Source organism: Citrobacter sp. RHBSTW-00859, from assembly GCF_013729795.1.
Taxonomy (GTDB): Bacteria; Pseudomonadota; Gammaproteobacteria; order Enterobacterales; family Enterobacteriaceae; genus Citrobacter; species Citrobacter braakii.
This window is the reverse complement of record NZ_CP056284.1, coordinates 4,410,858-4,434,251: the sequence shown is the minus strand read 5'-3', so window position 1 is coordinate 4,434,251 and position 23,394 is coordinate 4,410,858. Positions and strand designations below refer to the sequence as shown.

23 protein-coding genes are annotated in these 23,394 nt (G+C 51.8%); 11 read left to right on the top strand and 12 right to left on the bottom strand.

Features of this window, described 5'->3' with window-relative positions; translation table 11 throughout:
- Positions 1-19 precede the first annotated feature (19 nt).
- Positions 20-1,456: an aspartate ammonia-lyase gene (gene aspA / locus HV302_RS22155; protein ID WP_016151388.1), complete on the bottom strand. Its 1,437-nt coding sequence runs from the start codon at positions 1,454-1,456 to the stop codon at positions 20-22.
- Positions 1,457-1,794: 338 nt separating this feature from the next.
- On the opposite strand from aspA, the gene HV302_RS22150 reads away from it, so the two are divergent.
- Entirely contained in the window at positions 1,795-2,271 is a 477-nt protein-coding gene (locus tag HV302_RS22150; protein WP_181626587.1) for an FxsA family protein, read from the top strand.
- A 48-nt stretch (positions 2,272-2,319) separates the two neighbouring features.
- Here the strand turns inward: HV302_RS22150 and yjeH are convergent, their stop codons facing one another.
- Positions 2,320-3,585: an L-methionine/branched-chain amino acid transporter gene (yjeH, locus tag HV302_RS22145; protein ID WP_181626586.1), complete on the bottom strand. Its 1,266-nt coding sequence runs from the start codon at positions 3,583-3,585 to the stop codon at positions 2,320-2,322.
- 275 nt (positions 3,586-3,860) lie between these two features.
- Between yjeH and HV302_RS22140 the strand changes: the two genes are divergently transcribed.
- The 3 genes from HV302_RS22140 (at position 3,861) to HV302_RS22130 (ending at position 6,450) form a co-directional block, all read left to right on the top strand.
- Positions 3,861-4,154: a co-chaperone GroES gene (locus tag HV302_RS22140; RefSeq protein WP_000027827.1), complete on the top strand. Its 294-nt coding sequence runs from the start codon at positions 3,861-3,863 to the stop codon at positions 4,152-4,154.
- A gap of 43 nt (positions 4,155-4,197) precedes the next feature.
- Positions 4,198-5,844 (top strand): chaperonin GroEL, encoded by a 1,647-nt coding sequence (gene groL, locus HV302_RS22135; protein WP_003025464.1) that lies wholly within the window; start codon positions 4,198-4,200, stop codon positions 5,842-5,844.
- A gap of 252 nt (positions 5,845-6,096) precedes the next feature.
- Positions 6,097-6,450 carry a DUF4156 domain-containing protein gene (locus tag HV302_RS22130; RefSeq protein WP_016151391.1) on the top strand — a complete coding sequence of 118 codons (354 nt, stop codon included), beginning with the start codon at positions 6,097-6,099 and terminating at the stop codon, positions 6,448-6,450.
- Between the two features lie 85 nt (positions 6,451-6,535).
- Here the strand turns inward: HV302_RS22130 and yjeJ are convergent, their stop codons facing one another.
- Both yjeJ and epmB read right to left on the bottom strand, forming a co-directional pair.
- Positions 6,536-7,399: a YjeJ family protein gene (gene yjeJ / locus HV302_RS22125; protein WP_181626585.1), complete on the bottom strand. Its 864-nt coding sequence runs from the start codon at positions 7,397-7,399 to the stop codon at positions 6,536-6,538.
- A 182-nt stretch (positions 7,400-7,581) separates the two neighbouring features.
- Positions 7,582-8,610, bottom strand: a complete 1,029-nt coding sequence (epmB, locus tag HV302_RS22120; protein ID WP_047358982.1) for an EF-P beta-lysylation protein EpmB — start codon at positions 8,608-8,610, stop codon at positions 7,582-7,584.
- Between the two features lie 41 nt (positions 8,611-8,651).
- Between epmB and efp the strand changes: the two genes are divergently transcribed.
- The 3 genes from efp to ecnB all read left to right on the top strand — a co-directional run bounded on the left by efp (position 8,652) and on the right by ecnB (position 9,664).
- Positions 8,652-9,218, top strand: coding sequence for an elongation factor P (gene efp / locus HV302_RS22115; protein ID WP_003025478.1), 567 nt, complete (start codon positions 8,652-8,654; stop codon positions 9,216-9,218).
- 57 nt (positions 9,219-9,275) lie between these two features.
- Positions 9,276-9,410 carry a lipoprotein antitoxin entericidin A gene (ecnA, locus tag HV302_RS22110; protein WP_016151394.1) on the top strand — a complete coding sequence of 45 codons (135 nt, stop codon included), beginning with the start codon at positions 9,276-9,278 and terminating at the stop codon, positions 9,408-9,410.
- Between the two features lie 107 nt (positions 9,411-9,517).
- On the top strand, positions 9,518-9,664 hold the full coding sequence (gene ecnB / locus HV302_RS22105; RefSeq protein ID WP_016151395.1) for a lipoprotein toxin entericidin B: 147 nt from the start codon (positions 9,518-9,520) through the stop codon (positions 9,662-9,664).
- 30 nt (positions 9,665-9,694) lie between these two features.
- Here ecnB and HV302_RS22100 read toward each other — a convergent pair whose 3' ends face one another.
- A complete protein-coding gene (locus HV302_RS22100) occupies positions 9,695-10,294 on the bottom strand; it encodes a helix-turn-helix transcriptional regulator (protein ID WP_181626584.1) in 600 nt (199 codons plus the stop codon).
- A gap of 256 nt (positions 10,295-10,550) precedes the next feature.
- Between HV302_RS22100 and sugE the strand changes: the two genes are divergently transcribed.
- Complete coding sequence (gene sugE, locus HV302_RS22095; RefSeq protein WP_016151397.1) at positions 10,551-10,868, top strand: quaternary ammonium compound efflux SMR transporter SugE; 318 nt, start codon at positions 10,551-10,553, stop codon at positions 10,866-10,868.
- Here the strand turns inward: sugE and HV302_RS22090 are convergent.
- Both HV302_RS22090 and blaCMY read right to left on the bottom strand, forming a co-directional pair.
- Entirely contained in the window at positions 10,865-11,398 is a 534-nt protein-coding gene (locus tag HV302_RS22090; RefSeq protein ID WP_016151398.1) for a lipocalin family protein, read from the bottom strand. The two genes, sugE and HV302_RS22090, sit on opposite strands and share 4 nt — an antisense overlap.
- Before the next feature lie 93 nt (positions 11,399-11,491).
- Complete coding sequence (blaCMY, locus tag HV302_RS22085; RefSeq protein WP_181626583.1) at positions 11,492-12,637, bottom strand: CMY-2 family class C beta-lactamase; 1,146 nt, start codon at positions 12,635-12,637, stop codon at positions 11,492-11,494.
- Between the two features lie 131 nt (positions 12,638-12,768).
- Here blaCMY and ampR point away from each other — a divergent pair, with 131 nt between their 5' ends.
- Positions 12,769-13,641, top strand: a complete 873-nt coding sequence (ampR, locus tag HV302_RS22080; protein ID WP_016155499.1) for a LysR family transcriptional regulator AmpR — start codon at positions 12,769-12,771, stop codon at positions 13,639-13,641.
- Positions 13,642-13,685: 44 nt separating this feature from the next.
- On the opposite strand, the gene frdD is transcribed toward ampR, so the two are convergent.
- The 4 genes from frdD to frdA are packed head-to-tail and all read right to left on the bottom strand — an operon-like array spanning position 13,686 to position 16,976.
- Positions 13,686-14,042 (bottom strand): fumarate reductase subunit FrdD, encoded by a 357-nt coding sequence (gene frdD, locus HV302_RS22075; protein WP_003025535.1) that lies wholly within the window; start codon positions 14,040-14,042, stop codon positions 13,686-13,688.
- Between the two features lie 10 nt (positions 14,043-14,052).
- A complete protein-coding gene (frdC, locus tag HV302_RS22070) occupies positions 14,053-14,448 on the bottom strand; it encodes a fumarate reductase subunit FrdC (protein ID WP_016151401.1) in 396 nt (131 codons plus the stop codon).
- Between the two features lie 10 nt (positions 14,449-14,458).
- On the bottom strand, positions 14,459-15,193 hold the full coding sequence (gene frdB / locus HV302_RS22065) for a fumarate reductase iron-sulfur protein (RefSeq protein WP_006686291.1): 735 nt from the start codon (positions 15,191-15,193) through the stop codon (positions 14,459-14,461).
- The gene (frdA, locus tag HV302_RS22060; RefSeq protein ID WP_016151402.1) at positions 15,186-16,976 is read right to left on the bottom strand and encodes a fumarate reductase (quinol) flavoprotein subunit; all 1,791 of its coding nucleotides are present in this window, start codon (positions 16,974-16,976) and stop codon (positions 15,186-15,188) included. The genes frdB and frdA overlap by 8 nt, the downstream gene beginning before the upstream one ends.
- Positions 16,977-17,300: 324 nt before the next feature.
- On the opposite strand from frdA, the gene epmA reads away from it, so the two are divergent.
- Positions 17,301-18,278 carry an elongation factor P--(R)-beta-lysine ligase gene (gene epmA / locus HV302_RS22055; protein WP_046275845.1) on the top strand — a complete coding sequence of 326 codons (978 nt, stop codon included), beginning with the start codon at positions 17,301-17,303 and terminating at the stop codon, positions 18,276-18,278.
- Positions 18,279-18,492: 214 nt separating this feature from the next.
- Positions 18,493-19,995: a glutamate/gamma-aminobutyrate family transporter YjeM gene (gene yjeM, locus HV302_RS22050; protein ID WP_181626582.1), complete on the top strand. Its 1,503-nt coding sequence runs from the start codon at positions 18,493-18,495 to the stop codon at positions 19,993-19,995.
- Between the two features lie 80 nt (positions 19,996-20,075).
- Here the strand turns inward: yjeM and mscM are convergent, their stop codons facing one another.
- Positions 20,076-23,390: a miniconductance mechanosensitive channel MscM gene (mscM, locus tag HV302_RS22045; RefSeq protein WP_047414963.1), complete on the bottom strand. Its 3,315-nt coding sequence runs from the start codon at positions 23,388-23,390 to the stop codon at positions 20,076-20,078.
- Positions 23,391-23,394: the final 4 nt, after the last annotated feature.

Genomic DNA, 23,394 nt, shown 5'->3' with positions numbered 1-23,394 from the left:
CCGGTACTACCCTACACGATTACTGTTCGCTTTCATCAGTATAACGTTTTGCTTTATAAGCAGGGTGCATCAGGTTCTGTGCAGAGAAGATATCGTCCAGTTCAGACTCGGTCAACAGACCGCGTTCCAGGACAACTTCACGTACGCTCTTACCGGTTTCGGCACAAATTTTACCGACGATGTCGCCGTTGTGGTGACCGATGAACGGGTTGAGGTAAGTAACGATGCCGATGGAGTTGAATACAAACGCTTCACAGACTTCTTTGTTAGCAGTGATACCACTAACGCATTTTTCCAGCAGGTTGTAGCAAGCATTGCTCAGAATGTGAATGGATTCAAACATTGCCTGGCCAATGACCGGCTCCATTACGTTCAGCTGCAGCTGACCTGCTTCAGATGCCATAGTAACGGTGATGTCGTTACCGATGACTTTAAAGCAAACCTGGTTTACGACTTCTGGAACAACTGGGTTCACTTTTGCTGGCATGATAGAAGAACCAGCCTGCAGTTCCGGCAGGTTGATCTCGTTCAGACCAGCACGTGGGCCAGAGGAGAGCAAACGCAGGTCGTTACAGATTTTGGACATCTTAACAGCCAGACGTTTCAGTGCGCCGTGAACCATAACGTATGCGCCGCAGTCAGAAGTTGCTTCAATCAGGTCTTCTGCCGGAACACAGGCGAAGCCAGTGACTTCAGCCAGTTTCTGTACTGCCAGCGGGGAGTATTCTTTCGGCGTGTTCAGACCCGTACCGATTGCAGTTGCACCGAGGTTAACTTCCAGCAGCAGCTCAGCGGTACGACTAATGTTTTTCACTTCTTCTTTCAACAGTACGCTGAAAGCATGGAATTCCTGACCGAGGGTCATCGGTACAGCATCCTGCAGCTGGGTACGGCCCATTTTCAGGATGTCCTGGAATTCAACAGCTTTTTGTTCGAAGCCTTCACGCAGCTGGTTCAGGGCATCGATCAGTTTGATGATGGATGCGTATACCGCGATACGGAAGCCAGTTGGGTAAGCGTCGTTGGTAGACTGACATTTGTTAACGTGGTCGTTCGGGTTCAGGTACTGATATTCACCTTTCTGGTGACCCATCAGTTCCAGACCGATATTGGCCAGCACTTCGTTGGTGTTCATGTTGACGGAGGTACCCGCACCACCCTGGTAAACATCTACCGGGAATTGATCCATGCATTTTCCGTTATTCAGGACTTCATCACACGCCGCGATGATGGCATTTGCCACACTCTTGGGAATGGTTTGCAGCTCTTTGTTGGCCATTGCCGCTGCCTTTTTAACCATTACCATACCGCGAACAAATTCAGGAATGTCGCTGATTTTGTTGTTGCTAATGTAGAAGTTTTCAATCGCTCTCAGAGTGTGAACACCGTAGTAGGCGTCCGCTGGAACTTCCCTGGTACCCAACAAGTCTTCTTCGATACGAATGTTGTTTAACATGTGAACCTTCTTTTTCAAGCTGCCAATGATTTGACTAAACACACAGGATATATGTGATTTCGATTGTTTCTCGACCGACGATTATCCCCTGCATCGGTCTGATACTCGAGATCATATGCTGGTTCAGGATTTCTACCGTAATCTGGATCACTTAAAGCGTGGAATTTACCCCTTATTTATTATTCTGTGAAATGGATCACCCCTTTAGGATTAATACTAAAAATAAGTGTACAAGCGACTTGAAATTTTGCTAACCACCTCAACATCTAATTGATGCGAGTCACATAATTCATCGGGCAGGCGTTGAAAAAAACGACTGTTATTGACAGGAGAACCCTTTGCGCTGGATACCATTACTTGCCATTTTTCTCTATTTTTACATAGAGATATCTATTTTTATTCAGGTTGCCCATGTCCTGGGTGTCCTGATGACGATGATTTTGGTTATTTTTACGTCGGTTATCGGTATGTCTCTGGTTCGTAACCAGGGATTTAAAAACTTTTTACTGATGCAACAAAAAATGGCGGCTGGTGAAAGTCCGGCTGCAGAAATGATCAAGAGCGTGTCGCTGATCATTGCTGGTCTGCTGTTGGTACTGCCCGGCTTTTTCACCGATTTCCTCGGTCTTCTTCTTTTATTACCCCCGGTGCAAAAACATCTGACGATGAAACTGCTGCCGCATTTGCGTTTTTCGCGTATGCCGGGCGGTGGTTTTAGCGCCGGAACCGGTGGCGGTGAGACCTTTGATGGCGAATTTCAGCGCAAAGACGACGATCGCAACCGTATTGATCATAAAGACGATCCTCGGGATTAAGCATCAGTATGCGGGCCGGATAAGCGTGAGCACCATCCGGCAAAATGCTTATCTGCCGGATGACGGTGTCAACGTCGCTTTATCCGGCCTGCGGGGTAAAAACAGCCACAGCCCGGCCAGCATAATCAGCGCATACAGGCTCTTCCAGCCAACCATTGCCAACAGCAGCAGACACAGTAGACCGCCAATGACCGCCAGCATGCGATACTGCCCTTTCAGTAATCGACATCCCGCCAGCATGCACAGCAAATAAATCATAATAAAGATGCCGTTAGCATAGACGATTAACGCATCGAGATTGATTTTCAGCATATAGATGCACAACGTACTGATCACGCAGCAGCCCAATACGGCGTTTAGCGCATTGCGCGGAAGGTGACGGGGAGACAGACGCGCCAGATGGCTCTCCGGCTTATATTGCGCTTGCGACCAGACCAGCCGGGCGAAGCTTTGAATATAAATGTTGAGACTGGCAAAACAGGCCAGATAACCAATGATGCAGGCGACCCACAGTGCCTGTACGCCAAATAACTGCACGACGATCTCTGGCAGTGAGGCCGCCGCCGCCATTTGCTCACCGTAGGCGCCAAAATGAAGCACGACGACGGTGCATGCCCAATAAACAGAGCCCGCAAGCAGCAGGCCGATCATCAGCGCGCGCGGGAAATCCCGCTCCGGGTTTTTGAATTCAGATGCCAGATGAGCAAACGCTTCAAGGCCAACAAAACACCAGAACATCACCGACAGCGCGGCGAACAGTCCGGGGAGCTCAATCTCGGTTATCGCAGGGAAGGGGATTTCGCCAGGTTTCACATCGCCTGCCCACCAGATGGCGACAATGAGGGCAACAATCAATCCGGCAATGACCGTTTGCAGATTAGCGCTAGAGCTGGCACCGTGGGAGCCGATATACCAAACCAATGCCAGCGTACCGAGCTCTGCCAACAGAAGCTGTTCGTCATGCCAGCCAAACATCGCCTGACCAAATCCGGCGGCAATATGTAATGCCGCAGGCAAGCCGACGGGAATCACCGACAAAAATAGCCATCCGGTGACGCGCTCCAGGCGTGAGCCAAAGGCCATACCAACAAAATGCGCCACGCCACCCGCGCTGGGAAAATGACGACCCAGTACGGCAAAGACAATCGCCACGGGAAAGACTAAAACAATCAGCACCGGCCAGGCCCACAGGCTGTTGTTGCCCGCCACCAGCGCGGCTAGCGTAGGGACGGCGAAAACGCCTGTACCTAGTAATGATGTCGACAACAGGCCAATGCCCTGAGCCAGTCCCAGCTCTTGTTTCAGTCCGCTCATAAGTTGTTATCCGGTTATGCCCATTGACCGGGCTACAGCGCAGATTTTTGATGGTATCACAATCGTATTTGCTTATGACGACGTGACTGAAATCGTTATAAAATGTGATGCGCGTCGGCGTTTTGCCGGAATTTTCTGCTGATATAAATTTTTTTTCGCTTGCCCCCTTGAAGGTACAAAGCCCCATCCCCATTTCTCTGGTCACTAGCCGGGAAACCGTTCACGGGCCGGCGTCACCCATAACTGATAAAGACTTTCTCAAAGGAGAGCTATCAATGAGTATTCGTCCGTTACATGATCGTGTGATCGTCAAACGTAAAGAAGTTGAATCTAAATCTGCTGGCGGCATCGTACTGACCGGTTCTGCAGCAGGTAAGTCAACTCGTGGCGAAATCATCGCTGTCGGTAAGGGCCGCATCCTGGACAACGGTACCGTACAGCCGCTGGACGTTAAAGTCGGCGATATCGTTATTTTCAACGATGGCTACGGTGTTAAATCTGAGAAGATCGACAATGAAGAAGTGTTGATCATGTCTGAAAGTGACATCCTGGCAATTGTTGAAGCCTAATCCGCGAACGACACTGAACATACGAATTTAAGGGAAAGAGAAAATGGCAGCTAAAGACGTAAAATTCGGTAACGACGCTCGTGTGAAAATGCTGCGCGGCGTAAACGTACTGGCAGATGCAGTGAAAGTTACCCTCGGTCCAAAAGGCCGTAACGTAGTTCTGGATAAATCTTTCGGTGCACCGACCATCACTAAAGATGGTGTTTCCGTAGCCCGTGAAATCGAACTGGAAGACAAGTTCGAAAACATGGGGGCGCAGATGGTGAAAGAAGTTGCCTCTAAAGCGAACGACGCTGCAGGCGACGGTACCACCACCGCAACCGTACTGGCGCAGTCCATCATCACTGAAGGTCTGAAAGCCGTTGCTGCAGGCATGAACCCGATGGATCTGAAACGTGGTATCGACAAAGCTGTCGCTGCTGCCGTTGAAGAACTGAAAGCACTGTCCGTACCGTGCTCTGACTCTAAAGCTATTGCTCAGGTTGGTACTATCTCCGCTAACTCCGACGAAACCGTAGGTAAACTGATCGCTGAAGCGATGGACAAAGTCGGTAAAGAAGGCGTGATCACCGTTGAAGACGGTACCGGTCTGCAGGACGAACTGGACGTGGTTGAAGGTATGCAGTTCGACCGTGGTTACCTGTCTCCTTACTTCATCAACAAGCCGGAAACTGGCGCAGTAGAACTGGAAAGCCCGTTCATCCTGCTGGCTGACAAGAAAATCTCCAACATCCGCGAAATGCTGCCGGTGCTGGAAGCAGTAGCAAAAGCCGGTAAACCACTGCTGATCATCGCTGAAGATGTTGAAGGCGAAGCGCTGGCAACTCTGGTTGTTAACACCATGCGCGGTATCGTGAAAGTCGCGGCGGTTAAAGCGCCTGGCTTCGGCGACCGTCGTAAAGCGATGCTGCAGGATATCGCTACCCTGACCGGTGGTACCGTTATCTCTGAAGAGATCGGTATGGAGCTGGAAAAAGCAACTCTGGAAGATCTGGGTCAGGCGAAACGCGTTGTTATCAACAAAGATACCACCACCATCATTGATGGCGTGGGTGACGAAGCTGCAATCCAGGGTCGCGTGACTCAGATTCGTCAGCAGATCGAAGAAGCAACTTCCGACTACGACCGTGAAAAACTGCAGGAGCGCGTAGCGAAACTGGCAGGCGGCGTTGCGGTTATCAAAGTTGGTGCTGCGACTGAAGTTGAAATGAAAGAGAAGAAAGCCCGCGTTGAAGATGCCCTGCACGCGACCCGTGCTGCGGTAGAAGAAGGCGTGGTGGCTGGTGGTGGTGTTGCGCTGATTCGCGTAGCGTCTAAGATTGCCGGTCTGAAAGGTCAGAACGAAGACCAGAACGTAGGTATCAAAGTTGCGCTGCGCGCAATGGAATCTCCGCTGCGTCAAATCGTACTGAACTGCGGCGAAGAGCCGTCTGTAGTGGCTAACACCGTGAAAGCGGGTGACGGTAACTACGGTTACAACGCTGCAACTGAAGAATACGGTAACATGATCGACATGGGTATCCTGGATCCAACCAAAGTAACGCGTTCAGCTCTGCAGTACGCTGCTTCTGTTGCGGGTCTGATGATCACCACCGAGTGCATGGTTACTGACCTGCCGAAAGGCGATGCGCCTGACTTAGGTGCTGCTGGTGGTATGGGCGGCATGGGTGGAATGGGCGGCATGATGTAATTTAATCTTCATACTTCAAGCCGCAGGTTCATTGGCTGCGTTCGTTCACCCCAGTCACTTACTCATGTAAGCATCTGGGGATTCATGAACTTGCCGCCTGCCTGCAACTTGAATTATTTGATTAAATACGTATCTCGCGAAAAATGAGAAACCCTCGGGCAGAAATGTCCGGGGGTTTTTCTTTTGGTCATCTTTTTAGTATATGATTCAGCTACGGACATAACGTCCAGCTCATTGATTATGGGGAATGACATGCACGTGAAATATTTAGCAGGGATCGTTGGTGCCGCGCTACTGATGGCGGGTTGTAGCTCCAGCAACGAACTGAGTTCAGCCGGGCAAAGCGTACGCTTCGTCGAAGAGAAGCCTGGCGCAGAGTGTCAACTGATTGGCACTGCAACCGGTACGCAAAGCAACTGGCTTTCTGGCCAGCACGGCGAAGAGGGTGGCTCTATGCGTGGCGCAGCAAACGATCTGCGTAACCAGGCCGCGGCAATGGGTGGTAACGTGATTTATGGCGTCAGCAGCCCATCACAGGGAATGCTGTCCAGCTTTGTTCCTACTGCCAGTGAAATGACCGGACAGGTTTATAAGTGCCCAAATTGATAAATGCTGTTGATGCCTGATGGCGACGCTAAATGTCTTATCAGGCCTACGATACAAATTCGTCGGCCTGATAAGCGCAGAAACATCAGGCATTTTGAGCGTTATGCGCAGACTGAGCGCGTAAATGATGCAGCGCGCGCAGGCACTGATCCTGATTGAGCTTTTGCGCCTTATCACCCGTCAACGTTCTGACAAACACCTGGCACGGTACACCAGCAAGCTTTTTCAGCCGTGGGCTGAAATCGAGAAGACGGCGAGTAATGGCTTCGGCCTCTTTGCTGCCGGAAGGGGCGCGAGTTTTTACTACCGAACCACAGAACTGGGCTTTTCCTTGATCATCTGTATAGCGGTAAATAATCGCCAGATAATGATTAAACAGGCTTTGTTTCCATTCGGGGTGCGTATAAGAGTCGTATTCCAGATTGTCGTTTGCCCGGCAATCAACATCGTACAGCGGCAGGAAATCCAGCAGCGATGTAATTCGTAGCGCTAATTCCCGCATGCCAGCATTATTTATTGCATGAATAACAGCATGGATCAGCACCCGAATCTGTAGTTCATTAACCAGTAATTCACACGTTTGTCCATCATGCAGTGTCAGAGAAAATGTTAAGTTTTCGCCTTTGTCATCCACTAACATCAGCGAATTTATGCGACGATTAATGTCGGCATTTTTTAGCTCATCTTCCTGAATCAAAGGAATATTTCCGTGCATCTTTTGGCTGACTTTATCGCATTCCTTCTCATATTGCGCATGCTCTTCTTCGCTAAGCTGATGTTTGACGGATAGCCTGCTTTCCAGGGCGATAAGCAGATCTCTTAGCCCAAGCGGAGAAAGAAAAAATAACGACGTTTTATTCCTTGGTTCTTTTATCTTTAATGCTAAAGCAATAAATTCATTATTTTGACGAATAACACCGGTATTAATGCCCTTAATACTTATAACCATAAAAGGTTCTCCCTAACCATATATTTATTAATATTATGAGTTTGGTTCTAATGATACTAATTATGAATTAATGATTTATAGCGCTAATTAAAATAGCACAGATTAAAAGCGTGGCTCCACTTGTGAGGATTTAAATAATAAGTAATCGTGGTGAGTGTCCGGAATCGGACACTCAATAATGGTTATTGTTGGCGTAGTTGCAGATCCAACGGCGTTTTACTTGGCTCTCCGCCAATTTCACGCGCCAGTTTGGGGACCATATAGCCGGAAACCAACGTCAGCAGTTCACGCATAATGTGACGTGCCTCATCGTCGCTGACCATAAAGTGGGCGGCACCTTGCACTTTGTCCAGTACGTGCAGGTAATAGGGCATCACCCCCGCATCAAACAGGGCGTTGCTCAGGTTCGCCAGCGTTTGTGCGTTATCGTTCACGCCACGCAGCAAAACGCTTTGGTTGAGTAGCGTGACGCCAGCGGTACGCAGTCGGACCATCGCCTGGTGAAACGCCTCATCGACCTCATTGGCGTGGTTAATGTGGTTGACCAGCAGAACCTGCAGGGAGGAGCGCGCAAAGCGCTGGACCAGTCCTTCAGTAATGCGCGCGGGGATCACAATCGGCAAACGGCTGTGAATGCGCAGACGCTTAATGTGCGGGATGGCTTCCAGTTGCGTGAGTAACCAGTCCAGTTCATGGTCCTTGGCCATTAGCGGATCACCACCGGAGAAGATAATCTCATCCAGCTCAGGATGCGCGCTAATGTAGTCCAGGGCGACCTGCCAGTTGCGCTTATTGCCCTGGTTTTCGGCATACGGGAAGTGTCGGCGGAAGCAATAGCGACAATTTACCGCGCAACCGCCTTTAACCAACAACAGCGCCCGATTGCGATATTTATGCAGCAAACCGGGGACCACGCTGTGCTGTTCTTCCAGCGGATCGGTCGAGTAGCCAGGTGCAGCAACAAACTCTTCCTGGGAAGTAAGTACCTGACGCAAAAGCGGATCGTCCGGATTGCCTTTTTCCATACGAGCAATAAAGGCGCGCGGTACGCGCAGGGCGAAAAGTCGTCTCGCGTCGCGTCCGGCCAACAGTTTTTCATCTGCGTCTATATTCAAAAGATGCAGAAGTTCATCAGGATCGGTCACAACATCGGCAAGTTGCGATAACCAATCTTCTCTGGATGGGGTATTTAGGGTTACAATATGCGCCATTTTGTGGCTTAGCTACCAGTTAACAATTTTCAGAGGGCCTTATGGCAACGTACTATAGCAACGATTTTCGTGCTGGTCTTAAAATCATGTTGGACGGCGAACCTTATGCGGTTGAAGCCAGCGAATTCGTTAAACCAGGTAAAGGCCAGGCATTTGCGCGCGTTAAGCTGCGTCGCCTGCTGACCGGTACTCGCGTAGAGAAAACCTTCAAGTCTACCGACTCCGCTGAAGGCGCAGACGTAGCCGACATGAACCTGACCTTCCTGTATAGCGACGGTGAGTTCTGGCACTTTATGAATAACACCACTTTCGAACAGCTGGCTGCAGACGAGAAAGCGGTAGGCGATAACGCTAAATGGCTGCTGGACCAGGCTGAATGCATTGTGACCCTGTGGAACGGTCAGCCGATCTCCGTGACTCCGCCAAACTTCGTTGAGCTGGAAGTCGTTGAAACTGACCCAGGTCTGAAAGGCGATACCGCTGGTACTGGCGGCAAACCGGCTACTCTGTCTACTGGCGCAGTCGTTAAAGTTCCGCTGTTCGTACAGATCGGTGAAGTGATCAAAGTGGATACTCGCTCCGGCGAATACGTTTCTCGCGTAAAATAAGATATCTATTTGATCTTATGGCGCAGGTTGCTGCGCCATACTTTTTCCAGGGCAGGAATGATGAAACGTCTTCTCAGTCTTGTAATGCTCATCCTTTTCACCAGCACTCTCCTGGCGGGTTGTAATACCGCGCGCGGCTTCGGTGAAGACATCAAACATCTTGGCAATTCAATCTCTCACGCCGCCAGCTAACACTCTCTCATAGTCTTAAAAACGGTTGTTTATCCATCACACTTCCGGATCTTGTCTATTATTAATGAGCTATACACAAACAATATTGGCTAGAAAAGGAAGACGTTATGGTTAAAAAGACAATTGCAGCGATCTTTTCTGTGTTGGTTCTTTCTTCAGTATTGACTGCGTGCAATACCACGAAAGGTGTTGGGCAGGATATCTCTGAGGGCGGTAGCGCAATCTCTGGTGCAGCGACAAAAGCTCAACAATAATCATGAACGGTACGACGTCACGTCGTACCGTTAATTCCCCTTCCCGGGGAGTGAGAGAAACGGCGAGAAGCGGTTCCCCATGTGCAGTTTCATGCGGATATTCCGTTTATAGGTGTAGACCGTCTTGCCATGAATGCTGAGTGCGGCGGCTATCGCATTGTTACTCACTCCATCCATCCACATCGACAATACTTTCTCCTCCTGCGGCGTAAGCAGCGGAGTCGCGTTTTCGGCTATTTCTAATGTGGGGCGAAGCTGTAGCGCCTCCTGAATCGTGTGTGAGAGCGCGTTCAACGTGGTGTGCTTGGTTAAGACCGAATGGGCGACGGATTGAGAGGAAGCCATTGAGGTGTGCTGTCTTTCAACTGATTGCAGTAAAATCAGCGGGATGACGCCGCAGCTCATGAAAAAGGGTTTAATTGGCGGACTGGTATGCGTCTCGCTAATAAAACTGTATAAATCCGCGATCACCAGATGCGGCTTCCACTGCAAAATATGCTCTTTTGCTAACAGGAGATTATTGATCCCTGACACAAGAAATGAGGAGCTGAACCTGCCAGAATGATTAAGCAAGGCCTCAATCCCTGTGCGGGTAAAGTGGCACCGGTCAATCACTAAAATTTTAAGCATAACCTTTTCGCATTCAGAAGAGAGGCAATCGACTTTCCGGATTCAGAAAGCCCTTCATCATAGAGAACTCCGATGAGTGCCAAATGCGGGAACTACGCCGCTAATTATGCTTAATTCTTGCTTTTAGCGGGCAGCGAATAAAAAGGTTGAAATTCATTTTCTCTCGGGCAAAAATGCCATTTCACACATCAGCTTTGCAGGACGACCTGCAAACGCTTCTTTCACCGGGGACGGCCCCATTGTTCTGGAGCCTGATATGTCCTGGATCGTTTTATTAATTGCAGGTCTGCTCGAAGTTGTCTGGGCGATTGGCCTGAAATATACCCACGGTTTTACGCGTTTGACGCCAAGCATTATCACTATTGTGGCAATGATCGTCAGTATCGCCATGCTCTCCTGGGCAATGCGTACGTTGCCTGTAGGAACCGCCTATGCCGTATGGACCGGTATCGGCGCAGTCGGGGCGGCCATTACAGGGATTCTGCTGCTGGGTGAATCTGCCAGCCCGGCGCGGTTACTGAGCCTCGGGCTGATTGTTGCAGGTATTATTGGCCTCAAGCTGAGCACCCACTAAGCGCCAGGCTGTTTTACCCAAATCAGCTTATTCACCTCAAACCCTTCCCGGGTCGCGATGGCCAGCATTTGCTGTTTCATTTCATCTGAAATAGTAGGGGTCCGTGAAAGGATCCACAGGTAGTCGCGATCCGGCCCGCAAACCAGCGCGTGACGATATTCCCTGTCGAGGGCAATCACGTTATACCCGCCATAAAAGGGGCCAAAAAACGAGACCTTGAGCGCAGCGCGGTTTGGGTCGCCAGTGAAGTAGGCTTTCCCCTCCGTTTTCTGCCACATTCCTCTGTCCGGGTTATAGCCCTTGTTAATAACATTGATACCGCCGTCGTCGCGCAGGCTGTAGGTAGCAGTCACTTTTTCTAGTCCGCGCTCGAATCGATGGTCGAAACGCGCAATTTCATACCAGGTGCCCAGATAGCGTGTGGCATCAAAGTTATTTACTACGGTAACACCTTTCGGTGGTGTTGGGGTGCTGCAAGCGACAACCAGAAATGCAGCCGTAACTGCAGCAACGACGGGCAGAATGCGCATGGGATTTTCCTTGCTGGATTTTTGTTAAGTGTAGATGACAGCAGGAAAAAAAGAGAAAGAAAGGAAGCCCAATATCCAGGGCCTCCTTGTCCGTTACTGCAGTTTTTCAAGAATGCGCCAGGCGGCCTCGACGCGAACAGGGTTTGGGTAGCTCTTGTTTGCCAGCATCACGATGCCAAGGTTTTTTTCTGGAACGAAAGCAACATAGCTGCCGAATCCGCCAGTGGAGCCCGTTTTATGCACCCATGAGGCTTTCATGGCAGGCGCGGGCGGGTTTACCTCAACGGCAGGAAGCGCTGCCAGTGCCACTTTGCTGTCGCTACCGCTAATTATCGAGTCGGCCTTCACCGGCCAGTTCAGCATCTCCCAACCCAGGCCCTGGTACATATCGCCAACACGCCAGTAACGTGACTGCGCAAGCTCGATGCCCTGCTGGAGCGTTTTCTCCTGAACCTGGCTGGCGTCCATGTTGGCCTGAACCCAACGGGTCATATCGATAACGCTCGATTTCACCCCGTAGGCTTCAGCATCAAGTTGGCCAGGGGATACATGCACAGGTTTTCCTTCGCGATAACCCCAGGCATAATCTTTTTGTTCGCTCTGCGGAACCGTAATCCAGGTATGCGCCAGTTTTAAGGGGTGCAGGACGCGTTTGGTCATCGCCTCTTCGTAGCTCATGCCCGAGGGTTTCACCGCCAGGGCGCCAAACAGACCAATGCTGGAGTTAGCATAAAGACGTTTAGCGCCTGGGGCCCATTGCGGCTGCCAGTTTTGATAAAAGCGTAGTAACGCGGCTTTATCCGTAACGTCGTCCGGAACCTGAAGCGGCAGGCCGCCTGCCGTGTAGGTGGCTAAGTGCAGCAGGCTGATACCTTGCCACTGCTTACCAGTCAGTTCAGGCCAGTACTGCGTGACCGGATCGCTGAGCTTAATTTCGCCGCGGGCGATAGCATCGCCGCCCAGCACGCCGTTGAACGTTTTACTGACCGATCCGAGTTCAAACAGCGTTTGTTGAGTGACTGGACGGTTATTGGCGATATCGGCTTTACCCCAGGTAAAGTAATAAGGTTTCCCCTGATAGATAATCGCAACGGCCATACCCGGAATAGCCTGCTCCTGCATCAGCGGTGTGATGGTGCGGTTAACGATATCGGCAATTTGTTGTTCTGTTTTTGCGGCGGCAAACGTGGCGAAAGAAGCTGTCAGCAGCAGCGCGCAGCATATCGATTTTTTCATCATGAACTCAGTTCCGTAATTAAAAGCGAAAGGGTGTCCGGGCCCGTCAGACGTAATCAGTGTGTTTGATTTACACCGTGTTGACAAACGGTTAAATTTAGCAGCAGATATAAGTTTTTCTAACAGGCCAGATAATGACGCGTAGCTATATCCCCCTTAACTCGCTGCGGGCTTTTGAAGCAGCGGCCAGACATCTCAGCTTTACCCGCGCTGCGATTGAGCTCAACGTGACGCATTCTGCAATAAGCCAGCATGTGAAAGCGCTGGAGCAACAGCTGAATTGTCAGCTTTTTGTGCGTGGTTCTCGAGGGTTAATGTTGACGACTGAAGGGGAAAGTCTGTTACCTGTACTTAATGACTCTTTCGATCGTATGGCGGGGATGCTGGATCGTTTTGCCACTAAACAGACTCAGGAAAAACTAAAAATTGGCGTGGTGGGGACCTTTGCGGTCGGTTGTCTTTTCCCTCTGTTGAGCGACTTTAAGCGCCACTGTCCGCATATTGATTTGCATATTTCCACCCACAATAACCGTGTGGATCCCGCCGCCGAAGGGCTGGATTATACTATTCGCTACGGAGGAGGAGCCTGGCACGATACCGATGCGCAATATTTGTGTAGCGCGCTGATGTCTCCGCTGTGTTCACCGACATTGGCCTCGCAGATTAAAGCACCTGTGGACATCCTGAAATTTCCGTTATTACGATCGTATCGGCGTGATGAATGGACGCTTTGGATGCAGGCCGCCGGAGAAGCGCCTCCGTCACCGACGCACAACGTGGTGGTGTTTGACTCGTCCGTCTCAATGCTGGAAGCCGCGCAGGCGGGGATTGGTGTGGCAATTGCACCGGTAAGAATGTTCACGCATTTGCTCAGTAGTGAACGTATCGTGCAGCCTTTTCTAACGCAGATTGATCTGGGGAGTTACTGGATAACGCGTTTACAATCTCGTCCGGAGACGCCTGCGATGCGTGAGTTTTCCCGCTGGTTGACCGGGATGCTGCACTAATAAAAAGGCCCGCCATTGGCGGGCCTGATAATTAACGCATGCGATTAGATGGTCAGGATCCCAATAGCCGTTACAACGGTCAGGATAGCTGCCAGTCCGTAGAATACCCATTTGCCCGCAGGCACGTGGATTTTCAGGTCATGCATCGCGTGGTGCATACGGTGTAAACCACACCACAGCGGCAGAACGATCATCAGGAACAGAAACGCACGTCCGATGAAGCTCTGAGCGAATGCCAGTACGCGTTCATAGCTGAAAGCATCAGGAACAAAGCCCAGCGGCAGCATAATGCCGACCAGCAGGATCATCACCGGCGCAATGATTGCGCTCCACATACCGCCTGCACCAAACAGGCCCCAGAATACGGGTTCGTCAGAGCGTTTTGGATTTGGATTAATCATTCCGGACTCCTTACCAGAACAGGGCAACAAACAGTATTACTACTGTCGCAACCACAGTAACTGCCCAGAGACCTTTGATGATCGGCTCTGGCCCCATTTTTTCGTCTTTTACGATGATGTTGGCAGCTTTTGGCGCCAGCTCAAACCAGGTTTTGGTATGCAGCAGCGCTGCTGCCAGGGCGATAATATTCAGGATCACCACCACCGGGTTTTGCAAAAAGGCGACAAAGCCCATCCAGGACTCTGCACCATGCTTGAGTGCAAACAGGCCGATAATCAGTTCAATGCTGAACCAGACTGCCGGAACCGCCGTGCCTTCGCGCAGCATGTAAAAACGATAAAATGGCAGCTTTTTCCACCAGGTGGACGTCATTGGTCGCACATAGGGTTTGCGTTTAGTCGTCATCGTGCACTCCTTAGCGTGGTTTCAGGGTAGCGATAAGAAAGTCTTTTGAACTTTCAACTTTACCCTGCTGAATGGCCGCAGCCGGATCGACGTGTTTCGGGCAGACTTCGGAGCAGTAGCCCACAAAAGTACAGGACCAGACGCCGTTCGGGCTGTTCAACTGAGCCATACGCTCCTTCTTACCGTGGTCGCGGCTATCTTCGTTGTAACGATGCGCCAGCGTAATCGCAGCCGGTCCAATGAACTCTGGGTTCAGGCCGAACTGCGGGCACGCGGCGTAGCACAGACCACAGTTGATGCAACCGGAGAACTGATGATACTTCGCCATCTGCGCCGGAGTCTGGGTGTTTGGACCCTGATCCGGTGTACGCGGGTTACCGATGATGTACGGTTTGATCGCTTCCAGGCTTTCGATAAAGTGCGTCATGTCAACGACCAGATCGCGCTCAATCGGGAAGTTGCCCAGCGCTTCAACCTTCATGCCGTTGGTGTAATCACGCAGGAAGGTTTTGCACGCCAGTTTAGGTACATTGTTGACCATCATGCCGCAGGAGCCGCAGATCGCCATACGGCAGGACCAGCGGTAGCTTAGGTCCGGTGCCAGGTTATCCTTGATGTAGCCCAGCGCATCCAGCAGTGACGTGGTTTCATCATAAGGAACTTCGTAGAAAGCACTGTGCGGCGCGGTATCGGTTTCCGGGTTATAGCGCACCACCTCAACTTTCAGGTTTTTCATCTCAGCCATTCGCCTTCTCCTTCTTATCGGCTGCTTCCGCTTCGCCACCGTAAACACGTTTAGCCGGTGGCAGAGTGGTGATTTTCACGTCGCTGTATTCCAGGCGAGTCGTGCCGTCAGCATCGCGGAAGGCGAGGGTGTGTTTGAGGAAGTTCACATCGTCACGCTCGGTGCAGCCTTCATCCAGACGCTGATGCGCGCCGCGGGATTCTTTACGCGCCAGAGCAGAGTGCGCCATACATTCAGCAACGTTCAGACCGTGACCCAGTTCGATGGTGTACAGCAGGTCGGTGTTGAAGACGCTGGAGGTATCAGTGATACGGACGCGCTTGAAGCGTTCCTGCAGCTCTGCCAGTTTATCAACGGTTTTCTGCATGAGTTCCGGTGTACGGTAGATACCGCAACCTTCTTCCATGGACAGGCCCATTTCGTCACGGATCTTAGACCAGTTTTCGTTACCTTCCTGGTTAACCAGATCTTTCAGACGTTTTTCAACGCCAGCAACCTGCGCATCGAGCGCGGCACTGTTTGCAGCGCCAGCCGTTGCAGCACGTTCTGCAGCCTGTTCACCGGCCATACGACCGAAGACCACGAGTTCCGCCAGGGAGTTAGAACCCAGACGGTTAGCGCCATGCAGACCAACAGAGGAACATTCGCCCACAGCGAACAGACCTTTAATGCGGGTTTCACAGTGCTGATCGGTTTCGATACCGCCCATGGTGTAGTGCGCGGTAGGACGTACCGGGATCGGCTCTTTAACCGGATCGACACCCACGTAGGCTTTCGCCAGTTCGCAGATGAACGGTAAACGTTCGAGCAGTTTTTTCTCGCCGAGGTGACGCAGGTCGAGGTGAACCACATCGCCACGCGGGGTGGAAATGGTGTTGCCTTTACGCCATTCGTGCCAGAAAGCCTGAGAAACTTTGTCGCGCGGACCGAGTTCCATGTATTTGTTTTTCGGCTCGCCCAGCGGGGTTTCCGGACCCATGCCGTAGTCTTGCAGATAACGGTAGCCGTTTTTGTTGACCAGGATACCGCCTTCGCCACGGCAGCCTTCAGTCATCAGGATACCAGAGCCTGGCAGACCCGTCGGGTGATACTGAACGAATTCCATATCACGCAGCGGAACGCCGTGGCTCAGCGCCATGCCCATACCGTCGCCAGTTACGATGCCGCCGTTGGTGTTGTAACGGTAAACACGACCTGCGCCGCCCGTTGCCATCACAACAGCATTAGCACGGATCTGCATCAGCGTGCCTTCCATCATGTTCATGGCAACCAGGCCGCGAGCATGGCCATCATCAACCAGGATATCCAGAACGAAGTGTTCGTCAAAGCGCTGAATCTGCGGGAACTGCAAAGATGTTTGGAACAGCGTATGCAACATGTGGAAGCCGGTTTTATCCGCGGCAAACCAGGTACGCTCGATTTTCATACCGCCGAAGCGACGTACGTTGACGCTACCGTCTTCACGGCGGCTCCATGGGCAGCCCCATTGTTCCAGTTGCGTCATTTCAGTTGGGCAGTGGTGGACAAAGTAATCCACGACATCCTGCTCACACAGCCAGTCTCCGCCTGCTACCGTATCGTGAAAATGGTAGTCAAAGCTGTCATGATCCTGCGCGACAGCAGCAGAGCCGCCTTCGGCAGCAACGGTATGGCTGCGCATTGGGTACACTTTTGAGATCAGTGCGATTTTAGCGTTGGGATTTGCTTGTGCGGCAGCAATTGCAGCACGTAATCCCGCGCCACCGGCGCCTATAATGGCAAGATCGGCTTGAAAGGTTTGCACGACATTCCTCCAGATTGTTGTTATTTCATTCCTGCCGGAAATCAGATGCTTCATCGGCTTCAAACAGGTTATGAACGCGTTTCCACTGCTCCTTTATAGGTACAATAGTATAGTCTCAGGGATGTGCGGGAAATTTGACGTGTTCGATTTTTTTAGCGTGTCAAAGGGGGGAATTATCATTGAATTTGATTAATTTAATTACTAAACCACCCCATGTCGCTTTTTTTATCCAATTGCCAGTGTGGATTATTGGCGCGCGAAATTTGTCTCGTTAACGCGATACGAGTAGACTTCGTGCCCTTGTCTTAAATCGGAGAAACAACCATGAGCGAAACGGCAACCTGGCAGCCGAGCGCGTCCATCCCCAATCTGTTAAAACGTGCAGCAATTATAGCGGAGATTCGCCGCTTTTTTGCCGATCGTGGCGTGCTTGAGGTTGAGACCCCTTGTATGAGTCAGGCAACGGTAACGGATATCCATCTGTTCCCGTTCGAAACGCGTTTCGTCGGCCCTGGACACGCCCAGGGAATGAATCTCTATTTAATGACCAGCCCGGAATACCATATGAAGCGCCTGCTGGTGGCAGGATGCGGCCCGGTGTATCAACTGTGCCGCAGCTTCCGTAATGAAGAGATGGGGCGTCATCATAACCCTGAATTCACCATGCTCGAGTGGTATCGTCCGCACTACGATATGTATCGCCTGATGAATGAAGTGGATGATTTGCTCCAGCAGGTGCTGGACTGCTCACCTGCGGAAAGTCTCTCTTACCAGCAAGCCTTCCAGCGCCATCTGGAGATAGACCCGCTGTCTGCAGATAAAACCCAACTGCGGGAAGTGGCGGCGAAATTGGATCTCAGTAATATCGCCGATACCGAAGAAGACCGGGACACCTTACTGCAGTTGCTGTTTACGATGGGCGTTGAGCCGCATATTGGCAAAGACAAACCGACGTTTGTGTATCATTTCCCGGCCAGCCAGGCATCACTGGCGCAAATCAGTACCGAAGATCACCGCGTGGCTGAACGTTTCGAGGTTTACTACAAAGGTATTGAGCTGGCGAATGGTTTCCATGAATTGACCGACGCGCGCGAACAGCAGCAGCGGTTTGAACAGGATAACCGCAAACGTGCCGCGCGTGGCTTGCCGCAGCAGCCTATCGACACTAACCTGCTTGAAGCGTTAAAAGTGGGTATGCCGGATTGCTCTGGCGTGGCGCTGGGCGTTGACCGTCTTGTGATGCTGGCATTGGGCGCAGAGAGCCTGGCCGAGGTTATCGCATTTACCGTCGATCGCGCGTAACGTACTCTCCTTCAATACAAAGTGGCGGTGAAATGGCCACTTTGTAGCATATTTTTTCATTTACCCTCTAATAGCCACAATTTACTCCTGGATATTTGATATCGTTCAGGTATCAATTCTGTGTTGATTTTTCTATCGCTGAACTCTGAAAAGAGGGCAGTGCCAACCGGTGAGTGGCGTTTGTTAAACGCTTGCCAGAGTAAGGGATGGTTTAATGACCCAAACAATAAAAAAGATGAGCCTTATAGGTCTCATCCTCATGATATTTACGTCTGTTTTCGGTTTTGCGAATAGCCCCTCCGCATTCTATCTAATGGGGTATAGCGCGATTCCTTGGTATATATTTTCTGCATTATTATTCTTTATCCCATTTGCTTTAATGATGGCGGAAATGGGGGCTGCCTATCGGAAAGAAGAGGGCGGAATCTATTCGTGGATGAATAATAGCGTTGGGCCACGCTATGCGTTTATCGGCACGTTTATGTGGTTTTCTTCCTATGTGATATGGATGGTAAGCACCGCAGCGAAAGTCTGGGTACCTTTTTCAACCTTCTTATTTGGCGCGGACATGACGCAGCACTGGCGTTTTGCGGGGCTTGAGCCTACGCAGGTCGTCGGGTTGCTCGCCGTCGGTTGGATGATTCTGGTAACCTGCGTGGCCTCCCGGGGTATTAATAAGATTGCTCGTATTACGGCTGTAGGCGGAATTGCCGTAATGTGTCTTAATTTAGTTCTGTTGTTAGTGAGTGTCGCTATTTTGTTATTAACTGGTGGTCACTTTGCGCAGGATATTAATTTCATCTCCTCACCTAATCCGGGATATCAGTCCGGTCTGGCCATGTTGTCATTTGTTGTGTTTGCCATTTTTGCATACGGCGGAATAGAAGCCGTGGGTGGATTAGTTGATAAAACAGAAAAGCCAGAAAAGAACTTTGCGAAAGGCATTGTCTTTGCCGCGATTGTCATTTCTGTCGGTTATTCACTGGCCATATTTTTATGGGGCGTTAGCACCAACTGGCAGCAAGTATTAAGCAATAGCTCGGTCAACCTCGGCAATATAACGTATATCCTGATGAAAAGCCTCGGGATGACGTTAGGTAACGCGCTGCATCTTTCTCCTGAAACCGCGATGGTGACGGGGGTGTGGTTCGCGCGTATCACCGGGCTTTCTATGTTTCTCGCTTATACCGGCGCTTTTTTCACGCTCAGCTATTCGCCACTGAAAGCGATTATTCAGGGAACGCCGAAGGCGCTGTGGCCAGCGCCAATGACCAAACTAAATGCCGTGGGGATGCCGACGACGGCAATGTGGTTGCAGTGCCTGCTGGTGAGCCTGTTTATCCTGCTGGTTTCGTTTGGCGGCGATACGGCTTCAGCGTTCTATAACAAACTGACGCTGATGGCGAACGTCTCGATGACGCTGCCGTATCTGTTCCTCGCGCTGGCGTTTCCGTTCTTTAAAGCCCGTACGGGCCTGGAAAGACCGTTTGTTGTCTTTAAAACCCGAGCGGCGACGTTACTGGCCACATCGGTGGTTGTGCTAGTGGTGACGTTTGCCAATGTGTTCACCATCATCCAGCCGGTGATTGAAGCTGGGGACTGGAACAGCGCATTGTGGATGACCGGAGGCCCGATCTTCTTCTCGCTGTTGGCAATGGCGATTTATCAGAACTACAGCCGCCGCACGGCCAACGAGCCTGAGTGGGCGGTGGAGTAAACTTCCTGCTGAATCCGGCCTACAAAAATGATTCTTCGTAGGCCGGATTCGGCGAAGCTGCCATCCGGCATCATTTTTGTTTACAAACTCCCCGCCGGGCGACTGCTTCTGCCCGCAGAACTTAAGGTTCTTCCCGTTTGCTTACCGCCGAGGCTCTCCAGACGCATCTGGAACGGTGGGAACGGCATATCGATACCGTGCTCGCGGAAGCCTGCCAGAATCAACTGGTGGATTTCGTGGCGCAGCGGCATACGATGCCCCATCTCAGCGGCATAAATACGCAGTTCGAAGATTTGAATCCCTTGCTGCAGGTCAACCAGGAAGACTTCTGGCGCCGGGTTATCGATAACCAGCGAGCAGCGTTGTGCGGCAGTAAGCAGGATCTGCGTAACCTCCTCGCTGTTAGCCTCCGACGGTGCCGGGATGGTTAATACCACACGGGTGACCGAATCCGATAACGACCAGTTGATAAACTGCTCGGTGATAAAGGCTTTGTTGGGGACGATGATCTCTTTGCGGTCCCAGTCGCTGATGGTCGTGGCGCGGGTATTAATTTTCGTCACGCTACCGGTAAGATCGCGAATCGTCACCGTGTCGCCAATGCGGATTGGTTTTTCAAAGAGGATAATCAGGCCGGAAATAAAGTTGGCGAAGATCTCCTGCAAACCAAAGCCCAGACCGACACCGAGAGCAGCTACCAGCCATTGCAGTTTGGACCACTCAATACCGATCATTGAGAAGCCCACCAGACCGCCAATCAGCATCAGCAGGTACTTGGTGATGGTGGTGATGGCGTAACCGGTGCCGGGGGTTAAATCGAGATGTTGCAGCAGCGCCAGCTCCAGCAGCGCGGGCAGGTTGCGCACTAACTGGGTAGTGATGATAAACACCAGGATTGCGATAAGCACTGCACCCAGCGTTATCGGCTCTAAACTTTCCACACCCTGCACCGTGGAGGTGACATCCCACAACGAGATATTTTCCAGGAAGCCGAAAGCGGAATGAATTTCTGACCACAGCACAATGACCGAGAGCAGGGCGATAAGCATCAGGATAGAGCGCACCAGGCGCAGTGATTGCGCGCTGATAGCATCCAGATCCACTTCGCTTTCATCAACATCAATCGTGCCTTCAAGGCTGGTGGAATGCGCTGGTTCTTCTTCACCCCGTGCGCGCTGCGCCAGCATTTCGGCACGTCGATGCTTGGCGCGGTCAAACGCCAGCCGGCGGCGCTGGATCAGCATCCAGCGGCGGATAACGTGATACACCACCAGTAACAAGAACCAGATAGCTACGGACGTTTCCAGACGCGCCAATAAAGCTTGCGACGTGGCGAGATAGCCCACTGCCGCAGCGAGAATGGCAATCAGCGGTGCGCCCATCAGCATATTCCACAGCATGCTGTTGACCATGTTATCGCTGTTGCCCTCTTTATCGAGGTACAGCGGTATCCCGGCGCGTTTCAGGCTCAGGGTCACGACCGCCAGCGCACCGCAAATCAGAATAAAGCACAGACGCCCCAGTGAGGCGGAGAATTCCCGGTCATTGAGATTATCAAACATAATCACCGCCATGATCAGCGGCACAATCAGCCCGATACTCATCAGGTAATAGTGCATGGCTTTCGCGACGCGGTTACGCGGCCAGCCAAAGTGGGCAATGAACAGACCGTTTGGGCGCGCAAAGGTGGCGCAAATCATTACTGCCCACAGCATGGGCACCGTGGCGGTAACGCCATCCCCGATAGCGACAGCCAATGGATAAGGCCAGGCTTCCTGCAATCCGTAACCGAGCGTTGCCCACAGCACCGGCAACGGAGAAGCGACGAGTATCGACCAGAACACCGTGCGTATTGTCAGCCAGAAGTGGTCCTGGGTGACTTTCCCGACCCGGGCAGATGAACGCTCCAGAAAACGGGTGAAGTGTTTGCGCGAAGAGAGGCTAAAGCCAACCAGCACCAATGCCGCGAAAAGCGGCAGCAGAGTTTCTTTGCTGGTCAGCATCATGATGCTGGCTTTGCCCAACTGATTAAACGTATCTAATGAGATCAGACGCCGCAGATCCTGGACGATGTCGACAGGCCAGGAGAGGGAGATGGGGCTAACGTCCGAGGTCCAGAACAGATAGCGGTGCGTTGCTTCGTTGACCTCTTTTAGCGCATCTTCCAGTTGGCTGTTAGAGACTTTGAGCTTGGTCAGCTCAAGGATCAGCGTATCGCCGCCCTGTAACAAAGAGTTCAGCAGCTCACGCTGGGTGCGTAACTGGGCGTTGAGAATGCTGCTCTGTTCAGCGGTCAGCGGTTGTCCATCGGCCTGATGAATCTGACGCAACTGCGGCTGTTTGTTGAGGAGATCCTCATAGCGCATACGGTGCACGCGAAGCTGCGCCATTTCGGTATCCAACTGCTGAGGCTTGGGCATTTCCGGTAAACGGGATACCTGCGCGCGCAGTGCTTCTCCCAGCATATTTGAGACCCCAAGCCACTGAGACTGCTCTCGCAGCGTATTCAATGCCTGGCGCACCTGTAGCGTTTGGCTGGCGGCTTGACGCTGTTGCGAGGCGACCAGGTCCATACGTTGCGCCTGCTGGTTTAATGCCTGAGACAGTTCGCGGTTAACCTTGAACTGGTCGACAATACCTTCCGGCAGTCCCGCGCTGTTTTCCGCCAACAGTTCGGTGCTTTCCAGCGCTCGCTCTGCTTCACGCTGACGTTGACTGTTGAGCTGGTTGCGCAAAGCCTGCAGGTAAGTATCGAGCTGCTGGCTCTGTTTTTCCGCCAGCTCTGAGCGCATACGCGCCAGCTCCTGGCGGTTATTAGCGGAAAGCTGCGCCAGCTCCAGTTCATCGACCAGGGCTTTGAGTTTGGCGGATTCAGCCTGCATCGCCTGATTCTGCGCGGGATTAGAGTTGGCGGTACCAATACGTCGCTCAAGCTCATTTAGCTGGCGGCGGGCATCGGTTTGCTGTTGAGGAAGCTGGCTTAACGAGTCGGCGATTTCCCGGGCGCGATCCTGCTCCTGCTGGGCCTGACGACTCTTTTCCAACAGTTGGCTGCTGACCTGGAGGATCTCCTGGTTTAACGCATCGGTGGTGAGTCCGGTTGGCACATTGCGCGGTTCGTCGCGCAGGTTGCTAAGCTGCGCGCGTAATGTTGCGGACAGCTTGGGGAAGTTATCAATAACCTGCTGATATTGCTGGGCACGCTCGAGAGAACCTTTACGCTCCTCGAGGGAATTCAGCGCGGACTGGAGCGCCTCGACGGTTTCTGGCTGAGCAGGTTTCGCCGCTTTTGCCTGCTCCAGTTCCTGGGTGAGTTGTTTGGCATCGGGGGCCGTCGCAGCGTACGCCCCCAGGCTGAGGCACCAGGCCATCAGAAAAGTGATAATCAGGCGCACAGCA

Excerpts from the sequence above, each read along its gene's own strand:
- aspA (WP_016151388.1), bottom strand. The coding sequence starts at position 1,456 with ATGTTAAACAACATTCGTATCGAAGAAGACTTGTTGGGTACCAGGGAA.
- yjeH (WP_181626586.1), bottom strand. The coding sequence starts at position 3,585 with ATGAGCGGACTGAAACAAGAGCTGGGACTGGCTCAGGGCATTGGCCTG.
- HV302_RS22140 (WP_000027827.1), top strand. The coding sequence starts at position 3,861 with ATGAGTATTCGTCCGTTACATGATCGTGTGATCGTCAAACGTAAAGAA.
- groL (WP_003025464.1), top strand. The coding sequence starts at position 4,198 with ATGGCAGCTAAAGACGTAAAATTCGGTAACGACGCTCGTGTGAAAATG.
- HV302_RS22130 (WP_016151391.1), top strand. The coding sequence starts at position 6,097 with ATGCACGTGAAATATTTAGCAGGGATCGTTGGTGCCGCGCTACTGATG.
- yjeJ (WP_181626585.1), bottom strand. The coding sequence starts at position 7,399 with ATGGTTATAAGTATTAAGGGCATTAATACCGGTGTTATTCGTCAAAAT.
- epmB (WP_047358982.1), bottom strand. The coding sequence starts at position 8,610 with ATGGCGCATATTGTAACCCTAAATACCCCATCCAGAGAAGATTGGTTA.
- efp (WP_003025478.1), top strand. The coding sequence starts at position 8,652 with ATGGCAACGTACTATAGCAACGATTTTCGTGCTGGTCTTAAAATCATG.
- ecnA (WP_016151394.1), top strand. The coding sequence starts at position 9,276 with ATGATGAAACGTCTTCTCAGTCTTGTAATGCTCATCCTTTTCACCAGC.
- ecnB (WP_016151395.1), top strand. The coding sequence starts at position 9,518 with ATGGTTAAAAAGACAATTGCAGCGATCTTTTCTGTGTTGGTTCTTTCT.
- HV302_RS22100 (WP_181626584.1), bottom strand. The coding sequence starts at position 10,294 with ATGCTTAAAATTTTAGTGATTGACCGGTGCCACTTTACCCGCACAGGG.
- sugE (WP_016151397.1), top strand. The coding sequence starts at position 10,551 with ATGTCCTGGATCGTTTTATTAATTGCAGGTCTGCTCGAAGTTGTCTGG.
- HV302_RS22090 (WP_016151398.1), bottom strand. The coding sequence starts at position 11,398 with ATGCGCATTCTGCCCGTCGTTGCTGCAGTTACGGCTGCATTTCTGGTT.
- blaCMY (WP_181626583.1), bottom strand. The coding sequence starts at position 12,637 with ATGATGAAAAAATCGATATGCTGCGCGCTGCTGCTGACAGCTTCTTTC.
- ampR (WP_016155499.1), top strand. The coding sequence starts at position 12,769 with ATGACGCGTAGCTATATCCCCCTTAACTCGCTGCGGGCTTTTGAAGCA.
- frdD (WP_003025535.1), bottom strand. The coding sequence starts at position 14,042 with ATGATTAATCCAAATCCAAAACGCTCTGACGAACCCGTATTCTGGGGC.
- frdC (WP_016151401.1), bottom strand. The coding sequence starts at position 14,448 with ATGACGACTAAACGCAAACCCTATGTGCGACCAATGACGTCCACCTGG.
- frdB (WP_006686291.1), bottom strand. The coding sequence starts at position 15,193 with ATGGCTGAGATGAAAAACCTGAAAGTTGAGGTGGTGCGCTATAACCCG.
- epmA (WP_046275845.1), top strand. The coding sequence starts at position 17,301 with ATGAGCGAAACGGCAACCTGGCAGCCGAGCGCGTCCATCCCCAATCTG.
- yjeM (WP_181626582.1), top strand. The coding sequence starts at position 18,493 with ATGACCCAAACAATAAAAAAGATGAGCCTTATAGGTCTCATCCTCATG.